Source organism: uncultured Tenacibaculum sp. (assembly GCF_947494125.1).
In the GTDB taxonomy this organism is placed as follows: domain Bacteria; phylum Bacteroidota; class Bacteroidia; order Flavobacteriales; family Flavobacteriaceae; genus Polaribacter.
In genome coordinates, this window is record NZ_CANLTU010000001.1 from 717,505 (window position 1) to 730,236 (window position 12,732).

Sequence of the window (12,732 nt, forward strand, 5' to 3'; positions counted from 1 at the left end):
AGAGATATGAAGAGCTTAAAAATAATTATCGCTTTAGTTGTAGTTGCAAGCTTAGCTTCTTGTAATAACAAACGTAAACCACAAGTACAATACATGCCAGATATGTACGTTGCTATTCCTTATGAAGCAAACGGTGCTGATGGTTTAAACGGAAAAATGGTTGATAGAAAACCAGTTGCTGGTACTGTAAGTAGAAATGGTATTGTAGCTTATGATATTCCTGATACAAATGAAGGATATGAAAAGGCAAAAGCTGAATTAAAAAACCCATTACCAACTTCTGAGGTAAATTTAGAAAAAGGTAAAGAGTTATACGGGATTTACTGTGCTTCTTGTCATGGAACCAAAGGAGATGGAAATGGAGTTTTATCGCAAAGAGACAAATTCAATGGTATTCCAAATTACAAGGATAGAGAATTAACTCCAGGAAATATTTACCATGTAATTATGTATGGTAAAAACTTAATGGGATCTCATGCATCACAGTTACAGTACAAAGAGCGTTGGCAAATTGTACAGTACGTAGAAAAATTAAGAAGCGAATTAAAATAAGTCTATAATAGATAGTTAAGATATGTACCAGTTTTCAGGAAAATTAAAAATGCTTGCTATTGCTCTTATGATTTTAGGAGCGTTAGGTACTGCCGCTAGTTTTATGTCGGCACCTAAAACATTAGAAGAAGCAAAAGAAATTTTAGCAAAACAAGATGCTCACCATGGAGGTGAACACGATGCTGCTGATTCTCATGGAGAAGAAAAAGCACATGCTGAAGAAGCTAAAGCTGAATCTCATGCTGAAGTTGAAAAGCTTTCAGAAGAAGTAGAAACTGTAGCTCATGCTGCTGATAGTACTGCAACGCATGCTGAAGAAGTAAAAGAAGAAGCACATGCAACAGATAGTACAACTGTTCATGCAGAAGATACTCACAAAGAAGAAGTAAAAGAAGCACATACAGAAGTAGCTGTATCAAAAGATGCACATGCTACTAATGCACATGCAGAAGATCATGGTGATGCACATGCAGAGCATGCTTTTCATCAAATGAAAAACAGACCATGGGCTGCTTTCTTTGTAGCATTATTATTCTTTTTAGGAGTAACTTTATTAATATTAGCATTCTATGCAATTCAAAGAGTAGCACAAGCAGGGTGGTCTGTTGTGTTATTTAGAGTTATGGAAGCAATAACAGCTAACTTACATTATGTAAGTTTAATTATGTTAGTGTTTTTAATAGCTACAGCAATGCATATGAATCATTTATTTCCTTGGATGGGAGAAGGAGTTGTAGATCCTACAAGTCCTAACTACGATCCTATTATTGATGGTAAGAAATGGTTTTTAAATACACCAGGTTGGTTAATTAGAAGTATCTTTTATTTAACTGTGTGGAATGCATACCGTTTTATTATTAGAAAAGGATCTATCCAACAAGAGAATGGAGATTTAAAATTACACAAGAGAAACTATAATATCTCTGTAATTTTCTTATTCTTATTTATGATTACAGAATCTATGATGTCTTGGGATTGGATAATGACTATTGACCCACACTGGTTCTCTACGTTATTCGGTTGGTATGTATTAGCTACTTTCTTAGTATCGGCTTTAACAGTAATTGCTTTTGTAACAATTTACTTACGATCTAAAGGTCACTTACCATTTGTAAACGATAGTCATATTCACGATTTAGCAAAATACATGTTTGGATTCTCAGTATTCTGGACCTATTTATGGTTTGCTCAATTTATGTTAATTTGGTATGCAGATATGCCAGAGGAAACTACTTATTACTTATTGCGTTTTAACGAATACAAAATACCATTCTTAGCAATGGTAGTAATGAACTTCATTTTCCCAGTATTATTATTAATCAATAGTGACTTTAAGAGTGTACCTTGGTTTGTAACAATTGGAGGAGTGGTAATATTAGCAGGTCACTACTTAGATTTATTTGTAATGATTATGCCTGGTACTGTTGGAGCTCAATACGGATTTGGAATTGGAGAAATTAGTGGAATCTTATTCTTTTTAGGTTTGTTTATCTATGCAACATTTAGTGCATTTGCAAAAGCAAAACCATTAGCAACAGGAAACCCATTCTTACACGAGAGTGAAACATACCATTACTATAATATCGAACACAGAGGAGAAGATAGTAATCATCATTAATAAATAGAATTAATAAACAAATAGTTTAGATAATATGCTCGCTTTATTTTATATTTTCATAGCAGTTGCAATAGGAGTTAGTTTTTGGCAAATTACTCGTATCATGAATTTCCGTTCTGTAATTGCTACAGATAAAGACAACGAAACACAAGGTAAATTAGCTTTAGGATTCTTAGCTTTCCTATATGCAATGATGATTTACTGCTTAATAGCAATGAATGTTATTATGTTACCAGAATCTGCTTCTATAGAAGGAGAACATGATGATAACTTATTTAATATTACATTTTGGTTAATTGGAATAGTTCAATTTGGAATGCAGTTCTTAATTTTCTTCTTTGCATATAAGTATAGAGGAAATAAAGACCAAAAAGCATTGTTTTATGCAGATAGCCATAAATTAGAATTATTATGGACGTCTATTCCAGCGGTAACAATTGTATTATTAATTGGATATGGATTATGGGCTTGGAACAACATTATGTATGTTGGTGATGATGAGAACCCAATTGAAATTGAAGTGTATTCAAGACAATTTGATTGGCAAGCTCGTTACGCAGGAGAAGATAATCAATTAGGATTAGGAAATGTAAATTTCATTAAAGGAATTAACTCTATGGGAGTTGACATGTCTGATCCAAGTGCTCAAGATGATAAAAAAGTTACTGAGTTAGTTTTACCAAAAGGGAAGAAAATATTATTCAAATTCCGTTCACAAGATGTATTGCACTCTGCATACATGCCTCACTTTAGAGCGCAAATGAACTGTGTTCCTGGTATGGTTACTCAATTTGCTTTTACACCTAAGTATACTACAGCAGAAATGCGTGAAAACTCTGAGGTTATTGCAAAGACTGAAGGAATTAACAAGATTAGAAGAGCAAAAGGCGAGGAAGAACTTTATGAGTTTAATTACTTATTGTTATGTAATAAAATTTGTGGTGCTTCTCACTACAATATGCAAATGAAAATCACAGTTGTTGAAGAAGCTGAATACAACAAGTGGTTATCAGAACAAAAAACATTAGCTCAAGTTATTAAATAAGATATTTTTAAAAAAAGTATATAAAAGATAGATTATGTCAGATCATCATCACAAAGAAACATTTGTAACTAAATACATCTTCAGTCAAGATCATAAAATGATCTCGAAACAATTCCTTGTTACGGGTATATTTATGGGAGTTATTGGAGGTTTCATGTCAATGTTATTTCGTTTACAAATTGCATGGCCAGATACTTCATTTTCAATTATTGAAGCATTTTTAGGGAACCATCAAACAGATGGAATCATGAACCCAGATATGTACTTAGCGTTGGTAACAATACACGGTACAATAATGGTATTCTTTGTACTTACAGCAGGTTTAAGTGGTACCTTTTCTAACTTATTAATTCCATTGCAAATTGGAGCACGTGATATGGCTTCTGGTTTCTTAAACATGGTTTCTTACTGGTTATTTTTCTTATCATCAGTAATTATGATCATCTCATTGTTTGTTGAAGCTGGACCAGCATCTGCAGGATGGACAATTTACCCTCCATTATCTGCATTACCACAAGCAATTCCAGGTTCAGGTACAGGTATGACGTTATGGTTAGTGTCTATGGCAATATTTATTGCTTCTTCATTAATTGGATCGTTAAACTATATCGTTACCATTTTAAACTTACGTACAAAAGGAATGAAAATGACAAGATTGCCATTAACAATGTGGGCATTCTTTATTACAGCAATTATTGGTGTTATTTCATTCCCAGTATTATTATCAGCAGCTTTATTATTAATTTTCGATAGAAGCTTTGGAACATCGTTCTATTTATCTGATATTTTTATCTCAGGAGAAGTATTACACTACCAAGGAGGATCACCAGTATTATTTGAACACTTATTTTGGTTCTTAGGTCACCCAGAGGTATATATTATATTATTACCAGCATTAGGATTAACATCAGAAGTTATCTCTACAAACGCACGTAAGCCAATTTTTGGGTACCGCGCAATGATTGGATCAATTATGGCAATTGCCTTTTTATCTACAATTGTATGGGGTCACCACATGTTTATCTCAGGAATGAATCCATTCTTAGGTTCGGTATTTACATTTACAACAGTATTAATTGCAATCCCATCGGCAGTAAAAGCATTTAACTATGTAACTACGCTATGGAAAGGTAATTTACAGTTAAACCCAGCCATGTTATTTTCTATAGGATTAGTTTCTACATTCGTAACTGGAGGTTTAACAGGATTAGTTTTAGGAGATTCAGCATTAGATATTAATGTACATGATACGTACTTTGTGGTAGCTCACTTCCACTTAGTAATGGGAGTATCTGCATTATTAGGAATGTTCGCAGGGGTATACCATTGGTTCCCTAAGATGTATGGTAGAATGATGAATAAAGCATTAGGATACTGGCACTTCTGGTTAACAATTATTACAGCTTATGGAGTGTTTTTTCCAATGCACTTTGTTGGATTAGCAGGTTTACCACGTCGTTATTATACAAACTCAAACTTTCCAATGTTTGATGATTTAGTAGAAATTAATGTATTTATGACTGTAATGGCTATTATTGGAGGATTGGCACAGTTAATATTCTTAGCAAACTTCTTTATCTCAATTTATAGAGGTCAAAAAGCAACTCAGAACCCTTGGAAATCTAATACTTTAGAATGGACTACACCAGTAGAACATATTCACGGAAACTGGCCAGGAGCAATTCCTGAAGTTCACAGATGGGCTTATGATTATAGTAAAACAGATGAAAATGGTGAATACGTACACGGAAAAGATTTCGTTTTACAAACTACACCGTTATTAGATGGAGAAGAACCATCTTAAGATATAAAATAAAATTATAAAAAAAGCCTTCCATATCGGAAGGCTTTTTTGCTATAAAAATATAGTGTAGTTTTCTTATTTTAGATAAATAATATAAAAGGTTATGAGTAGTAATTTTATATATTATAGAGGCTATAGATTTTATAAGGTAGTTTAACTAAATAAGATTAATACTGTTGGCCACTAGTTACAAACTAGCGGGAGCGGGGGTTGTAATTGTGGGTAAAGGACCAAAAACAGATAGTAATACAGTTTCTGAAAACCCATATGAAGACCTTTATGTTCCTCAAGAACTTTTAACACAATTAGCCTCTTATGCTAAACTTGGCCCTAAATCTACAGGAAAAGGAAAAGGCAATGGACCTAATAAAGGGGCTGGTAAAAAAGACGAAAATTTTGCATCAAAATTTAATAAAGGACATGGAGATTATAGTGGAAAAAAAGATAAATTAGAAGCCATAGGAAAAGGAATGAGTTTATTTATGAGTAACGGTACTATGGATGCTTCTAATACAGCTGGGGAATCTAGTACAAATGAAAGTAATATGACAACTGTTAAGATTCATAAAGTTAAGTTCAATAATCAGGCTCTTTCCAACCAATCCAAAATACAAAATATTGTAGAAAAAGATACAACTGTTAACTCAAATAGTGCTCAAAATCTTATTAAGAGAGATAGAGAGGTGTTAGATTCAATAAAAAAAGCAAATGGATTATAAAATTATAAAAAAGATAAGTATTTATTTCTCTATATTTTTAATAGTGTCTTGTTCTAATGAATATAAAAAAGAAGAGGTAAAAAAAGAAAGTAATAAAATTGCTTTTATAGAATTTCCTAGTGTTATAAGAAAGGGAGAGATTGTAAAAGGTAAATTAAAATACAATCTAAATTTGGATTCTATAAAAAGAGAAAATATAAAAGAAAGATTTATTTTTCTATATATAACAAAAGATGCAAATGTTTCCAATATAGAAGAGTTAAAAAAACATAAGCATCAAGTTTTTGTTGAAGGAAATAAAAAGGGGGTTATAGGTTTTAAGATTAAATTTGAAAAAAGTGGAAAAGGTATTTTGAATTGTTTTTTGGTAGATAAAATTTATATTAAAAAAGAAAAAGATAAAATAGACATTAAAACAAAAGAGATAAATATAACAAAAGATGTTTTTGTTGAAGATATAGATTCCGATGGACAGGAAGGAAGAGGATGATGTCCTAAAATAGGCTAATGCCCTGCTCCCGCTAGTTTACAACTAGTGGCGTATATGAGTAAGTAATAATAGTATTAAGATGTAAAGTCATAACGGTAAAACGTTATGGCTTTTTGTTATAAAATTGCGGTATAGCTTAGTATAGTTTTCTTATTTTAGATAAATAATATAAAAGCTTATGAGTAGTAGTTTTATATATTATAGAAGCTATAGATTTTATAGGAAAGTTTAATTAAATAAGATTAATGTTGTTGGCCACTAGTTACAAACTAGCGGCGTATACGAGTAAGCAGTAAGAATATTAAGATATAAAGTCATAACGGTAAAACCCCTCGCTCCCGCTAGTTTACAACTAGTGGCGTATATGAGTAAGCAATAATAGTATTAAAATATAAAGCCATAACGGTAAAACGTTATGGCTTTTTTTGTGATGAAACGAAAATGTTTTCCGTGCTAACTACGTTAAATTAACACTTAATGAAGATTAATGATTTTACAACATGATGGCAGGAATACTATTTTAAACTTTATCACGGGTTACAAATTTTCGAGAATAGCAGTTTTTGTTTTATCTATAGAATGCGGTGCAATACTTCCATATTGGAAGGCTTTTTTGCGCTATAACATTAAGTACTAATATGTATCTTAGCAACCATAAGAAAAGCAACGTAACTTTTATTACAAATCAACCATAATATTTCAAGTATATTTGTGCGAGTATGAATGAAAATCTAAACCCTGAGAATAGTAACTTTTCAAATGAAGAAATAGACGTAGAAAAGAAACTACGTCCATTGTCATTTGACGATTTTACAGGTCAAGATCAAGCGATTGAGAATTTAAAAATATTTGTTGAAGCGGCTAATCAAAGAGATGAAGCGTTAGATCATACCTTGTTTCATGGACCTCCAGGTTTAGGAAAAACAACCTTAGCACATATTTTAGCCAATGAACTTGGCGTTGGAATCAAGGTAACTTCAGGGCCCGTATTAGACAAGCCAGGAGATTTGGCAGGATTGCTTACAAACTTAGACGAACGTGATGTTTTATTTATCGATGAAATCCATCGATTGAGTCCCATTGTAGAAGAGTATTTATACTCTGCAATGGAAGATTATAAGATAGACATTATGATTGAGTCTGGACCCAATGCTCGAACGGTTCAAATACACTTAGAACCTTTTACCTTAATAGGAGCTACAACGCGTTCAGGATTGCTTACAGCACCAATGAGAGCACGTTTTGGGATTAGCAGTCGATTACATTATTATAAAACAGAATTATTAACTACGATTATACAGCGTAGTGCACAGATATTAAAAATGCCTATTTCAATGGAAGCAGCTATAGAAATAGCAGGTAGAAGTAGAGGAACACCCCGTATTGCCAATGCGTTGTTGCGAAGAGTACGAGATTTTGCGCAAATAAAAGGTGATGGAACCATTACTATTGAAATAGCGATTTATGCTTTAAAAGCTTTAAATGTAGATGCACATGGTTTAGATGAGATGGATAATAAGATCTTAACTACGATTATCGATAAGTTTAAAGGAGGTCCCGTAGGTATTACAACCTTAGCAACAGCAGTTGCAGAAAATGCAGAAACTATAGAAGAGGTGTACGAGCCATTTTTAATTCAGCAAGGATTTATCATGCGAACACCACGAGGAAGAGAAGTAACAGATTTAGCATATAAACATTTAGGAAGAGTAAAAGGAACGAGTCAAGGAGAGTTGTTTTAAGATGAAATTAATAAAGAAACTCATACCAATATTAGAATGGTTGCCCAACTATAAGAAATCTCAATTAAGAGGAGATGTCGTAGCGGGGTTAACTGTGGCTATAGTGCTTATTCCGCAAGGAATAGCCTATGCGCTAATTGCGGGCTTACCACCAATTTATGGTTTGTATGCAGCATTGGTGCCACAGTTAATGTATGCCATCTTTGGATCGTCGCGTCAAGTAGCGATTGGACCCGTAGCCATGGATTCACTTATTGTAGCAACAGGAGTTTCTACCTTAGCCTTAATAGGTTCAGAAAGTTATATAGCCATTGCTATTTTATTGGCATTAATGGTAGGAGGTATTCAGTTCTTAATGGGGATTTTCCGTCTAGGCTTTATCGTTAACTTTTTATCAAGACCCGTAATTATAGGGTTTACCTCAGCAGTTGCATTTATCATAGGTTTAAATCAGTTTCGAAATTTATTAGGTGTAGAGTTTTTACAAAGTGATCAAGTACATATATTACTAGAAGATATTTTTAATAGATTTCTATATTTTAATACGCCTACCGCCATCATTGGAGTTATTGCTTGTATTATAATAATGGTGTTTAGAAAAATAAACAAGAAAATACCCAATGCTTTAGTGGTAGTGGTATTAGGAATCGTAGCTATTCGATTTTTTGGAAACTATTTTGCAGAGGTAGCCATCGTAAAAGAAATTCCATCAGGACTACCAGCGTTTAAGATGCCTGTAATAGACATTGCTTTAATAAGAGAATTATTTCCAATAGCAGCAACCTTAGTAATGGTAGGTTATTTAGAAATTATATCTATAGGAAAAACCTTGGAGGCAAAACAAGACGAATATAGAGTTAGACCCAATCAAGAATTAGTAGCCTTAGGCTTGAGTAATATTGTAGGATCTTTATTTCAATCCTATCCATCAACCTCAAGTTTTTCACGTTCGGCAATTAACGAAGAAGCAGGAGGAACTACGGGAGTTTCAGCCATAGTTTCAGCAATTGTAGTTGTACTAACCTTATTGTTTTTAACACCGGTATTTTATCATTTACCAAAAACAATATTAGCGGCAATTATTATTGTAGCAGTATTTAACTTAATTAATATAAAAGAAGCAAAAAGATTATGGAAAGCCAATAATTTAGACTTCTGGTTATTGGTAGCAACGTTTTTTTCAACCTTGTTTTTTGGGATAGAGTATGGTATTTTAATTGGAGTAGGGCTATCGTTAATTGTTTTAATTTTTAGAACATCAAGACCCTATGTAATCGAGTTAGGAAAAGTACCAAATTCTGATTTTTACCGAAATAAAAACAGGTTTGGAGAAGTAGTAATAGATAATGAAGTATTGGTATTCCGTTTCGATGCCCAATTGTTTTATGCAAACTCAAATTATTTTAGAGACAAGCTAGAGGAGATGGTAGAGGAAAAAGGAGAAACTTTAAAATTAATAGTATTAGATGCTGAGAGCATTAATAGAGTAGATAGTACAGGAATAGAAATGCTTAAAGAACGAATTAAGTATTATAATAAAAGAAATATAGAGTTTTATTTAGCAGGCGTAAAAGGCCCTGTTAGAGATGCTTTTTTTAGAGGAGGAGTCTTAGAAGTAATAAGTTTAAATCACTTCTTTATGAGAGCAAATGGAGCTGTTAATTTTTTCAAAACAGGAGATAATCAAAATCAAAAGAAATACGCACAGTATATACATCAAGCGTATGATTAATTTAATATTATGAAGATAGAGCAAATTTATACAGGTTGTTTAGCACAAGGAGCATATTACATTGAAAGCAATGGAGAAGCTGCTATAATAGATCCTCTAAGAGAGGTGCAACCCTATATAAAAAGAGCTGAAAAAGACAAAGCAACAATTAAGTACATTTTTGAAACCCATTTTCATGCCGATTTTGTGAGCGGTCACCTAACATTGGCAGAGAAAACAGGAGCCAATATTGTATTTGGTCCAACGGCAAGCCCTAAGTTTAATGCTCATATTGCGGAGGATAACGAAGAGTTTACCATAGGAGATGTAACCATAAAAGCATTGCATACGCCAGGGCATACGATGGAAAGCACTACGTATTTGTTGGTAGATGAAAAAGGAAAAGAGCATGCTATTTTTAGTGGAGATACCTTATTCTTAGGAGATGTAGGGCGTCCAGATTTAGCACAAAAAGCAGCCAGTTTAACACAAGAAGAGTTAGCAGGATTGTTATTTGATAGTTTACGTACCAAAGTAATGACCTTAGGAGACGATGTAATTGTATATCCAGGGCATGGAGCAGGATCAGCTTGTGGTAAGAACCTAAGCAAAGAAACCGTAGGATCTATTGGTGAGCAAAAGAAAACCAATTATGCCTTACGTGCAGATATGACACGTGATGAGTTTATTAAAGAGGTTACTGAAGGTTTATTACCACCGCCAGCATATTTTCCTTTAAATGTAAAAATGAATAAGGAAGGGTACCAATCTATAGATGAGGTAATAAAAAGTGGTGCAAAGGCCTTGTCTGTTGAAGATTTTGAGAAAACAGCAAACGATACGGAAGCTATTATTTTAGATGTACGTCATCAGTTTGAATTTATAAAAGGATTTATACCTCAAGCAATCTTTATTGGATTAGGAGGAACTTTTGCCCCATGGGTAGGAGCTTTAATAAAAGATGTTACCCAACCAATTTTATTGGTAACACCAAAAGGAGATGAAGAAACTACCATTACACGTTTATCTCGTGTAGGGTTTGATAATGTAGTAGGTTATTTAGATGGAAGTTTTGACGCTTGGGCAGCAGCAGGTAAAGAAGTAGATACCTTACGTTCGGTATCGGCAACAGCTTTAGAAGACGCAATTAATAACGATGCAAAGGTATTTGATGCACGTAAGCCAGGAGAATATGACAATGAACATATTGTAGATGTACCAAGTACACCTTTAGACTTTTTAAACGATCATATTGCGGAGTTTCCTACTAAAGAAGATTTTTATATTCACTGTGCAGGAGGGTATCGTTCGGTAATAGCAGCGTCTATTTTAAAAGCAAGAGGCTACCATAATGTAATTGATGTTGCAGGGGGCTATAAAGATATAAAGGAAACAACTATTTTGAGAACGGCAACAGTATGTCCGTCAACATTAAAGTAATTTAAAATGAAAAAATACGTTGTAATAATAATCTGTATACTAGCAGTTGCAGTATCGTGTACATCGAAGCACCAGGGAATTAAAGAAATTTCGGTAGAAGATTTACAAGTAGTTTTAAAAAACGATGCAAATATTCAGTTAGTAGATGTACGTACACCGCCAGAGTGGGCAAAAGGTACTATTAAGAATGCAACTGAAATAAATGTAACCTCAGATGGTTTTAAAGCAGAAGCCTTAAAAAAGTTAGACAAAACAAAGCCTGTATATCTTTATTGTCGATCGGGTGGAAGAAGTAAAATAGCCTCGGAGATATTATTAAAAGAAGGTTTTCAACCGTATAATATTTTAGGAGGTTACTTAGAATGGCAAGAAAAAAACAAGTAAAATGAAACAAGAGATTTATATAGAAAACTTAAAATGTGGCGGTTGTGCTAATACTATTGTAAACGGATTAAGTAACATAAAAGGCGTAGATAATGTAGTTGTAAACGTAGAAAAATCCTTAGTTACTTTGGTAAGCAATGAAGCAACACTTAGCTTGGTAAAAGAAAAGTTATCAAAATTAGGCTACCCAGAAGTAGGAGCAGACAATACGGTATTGCACAAAGCAAAATCTTTTGTAAGCTGCGCAGTAGGTAGAGTACAGAAATAATAAGAATAAAAAATCCCAAGTTTGTCGCTTGGGATTTTTTTGTGTTTTGAGAAACTGTTAATTCTACAAGATTTTTTATTTCAAAGTCAGAGACAACTCCCACAATCTTTGGATTGTGTGTACATAGGTTGTTATTTAGTCTAGATGTATTATTCTTCAATTTTATTGAGAAATGATAAAACAACTTTCCAGGTATCATCAACATTACTTCCAACCCTTTCTTCAACAAGCATAGATGAACCATGCACACCATTTTTAGGTACATAGGTTTGGTGGTTATATTTCTTTGCTAAATCAAATTGTAATTTTGAATTTTCACTCTCCATCTCATTAGGAGGTCTTAATAATATCAATGGTCTTTTTAATGTTTCAAAATATTTATTAGGAAGACAATCTTTCATAGATCTACCAGATGCAGGTGAAAAAGCTAATACTCCCTTAATATCATTTTGTCTATTGTTGGCTAGTTGTATGGCAAGAGAAGCACTATAGCTACTTCCCCAAATAATTTTATCTCCCGAAAACCCAGAGTCTATTATAAAATTTAACGCACTTTCAAGATTATTATATGCATTACAATAGCCATAACCATCACCAAAAATATTAGTAGGAATATTAGCCAGCGTGCGATTATAACTTCCATAATATTGCCCTCCAACTCTTTGGTCAATCGCTAAAATGTTATACCCTTTCTTAATTAAATTAGGAATAATAGGAGCATATTCTCCTCTAGCATTAGATCCGCCTTGGTGAAAGAGTAATATTGTTTTTCCTTTTTTGTCTAATTCATACAAATCTCCAAAAATTTTAATGCTATCTGGAGTGTAAAAACTAACTTCTTTAGCATTCGTAATTTTGTTTGCCTCTCCTTTTTTTAGTTCATTTTTACAAGAACATAGAATAAGTAAAATCCCGATAAAAGTTATTGATGCAATTCTCATGATTACCTTTTGTTTTAT

The 12,732-nt window shown here is 33.1% G+C and carries 12 protein-coding genes; 11 read left to right on the forward strand and 1 reads right to left on the reverse strand.

Going from position 1 to position 12,732, the window contains the following annotated elements; all coding sequences use genetic code 11:
* Window positions 1-6 precede the first annotated feature (6 nt).
* The 11 genes from Q0881_RS03240 to Q0881_RS03290 all read left to right on the forward strand — a co-directional run bounded on the left by Q0881_RS03240 (window position 7) and on the right by Q0881_RS03290 (window position 11,773).
* Window positions 7-552 (forward strand): cytochrome c, encoded by a 546-nt coding sequence (locus Q0881_RS03240; protein ID WP_299156922.1) that lies wholly within the window; start codon window positions 7-9, stop codon window positions 550-552.
* A 22-nt stretch (window positions 553-574) separates the two neighbouring features.
* A complete protein-coding gene (locus Q0881_RS03245) occupies window positions 575-2,170 on the forward strand; it encodes a quinol:cytochrome C oxidoreductase (protein ID WP_299156924.1) in 1,596 nt (531 codons plus the stop codon).
* Between the two features lie 34 nt (window positions 2,171-2,204).
* The gene (locus Q0881_RS03250) at window positions 2,205-3,215 is read left to right on the forward strand and encodes a cytochrome c oxidase subunit II (protein WP_299156925.1); all 1,011 of its coding nucleotides are present in this window, start codon (window positions 2,205-2,207) and stop codon (window positions 3,213-3,215) included.
* Window positions 3,216-3,249: 34 nt separating this feature from the next.
* Window positions 3,250-5,019, forward strand: coding sequence for a cbb3-type cytochrome c oxidase subunit I (locus Q0881_RS03255; protein WP_299156927.1), 1,770 nt, complete (start codon window positions 3,250-3,252; stop codon window positions 5,017-5,019).
* Between the two features lie 176 nt (window positions 5,020-5,195).
* Complete coding sequence (locus tag Q0881_RS03260; protein WP_299156928.1) at window positions 5,196-5,738, forward strand: hypothetical protein; 543 nt, start codon at window positions 5,196-5,198, stop codon at window positions 5,736-5,738.
* Window positions 5,728-6,228, forward strand: a complete 501-nt coding sequence (locus tag Q0881_RS03265) for a hypothetical protein (protein WP_299156931.1) — start codon at window positions 5,728-5,730, stop codon at window positions 6,226-6,228. The genes Q0881_RS03260 and Q0881_RS03265 overlap by 11 nt, the downstream gene beginning before the upstream one ends.
* Window positions 6,229-6,947: 719 nt before the next feature.
* Window positions 6,948-7,970 carry a Holliday junction branch migration DNA helicase RuvB gene (ruvB, locus tag Q0881_RS03270; protein ID WP_299156932.1) on the forward strand — a complete coding sequence of 341 codons (1,023 nt, stop codon included), beginning with the start codon at window positions 6,948-6,950 and terminating at the stop codon, window positions 7,968-7,970.
* Window position 7,971: 1 nt separating this feature from the next.
* Window positions 7,972-9,702, forward strand: coding sequence for a solute carrier family 26 protein (locus Q0881_RS03275; RefSeq protein WP_299156934.1), 1,731 nt, complete (start codon window positions 7,972-7,974; stop codon window positions 9,700-9,702).
* Window positions 9,703-9,711: 9 nt separating this feature from the next.
* Entirely contained in the window at window positions 9,712-11,121 is a 1,410-nt protein-coding gene (locus Q0881_RS03280; RefSeq protein ID WP_299156936.1) for a rhodanese-like domain-containing protein, read from the forward strand.
* Window positions 11,122-11,127: 6 nt separating this feature from the next.
* Window positions 11,128-11,505, forward strand: a complete 378-nt coding sequence (locus Q0881_RS03285; RefSeq protein ID WP_299156938.1) for a rhodanese-like domain-containing protein — start codon at window positions 11,128-11,130, stop codon at window positions 11,503-11,505.
* Between the two features lies 1 nt (window position 11,506).
* Entirely contained in the window at window positions 11,507-11,773 is a 267-nt protein-coding gene (locus Q0881_RS03290) for a heavy-metal-associated domain-containing protein (RefSeq protein ID WP_299156940.1), read from the forward strand.
* Between the two features lie 149 nt (window positions 11,774-11,922).
* On the opposite strand, the gene Q0881_RS03295 is transcribed toward Q0881_RS03290, so the two are convergent.
* Entirely contained in the window at window positions 11,923-12,714 is a 792-nt protein-coding gene (locus tag Q0881_RS03295; protein ID WP_299156942.1) for a hypothetical protein, read from the reverse strand.
* Window positions 12,715-12,732 lie beyond the last annotated feature (18 nt).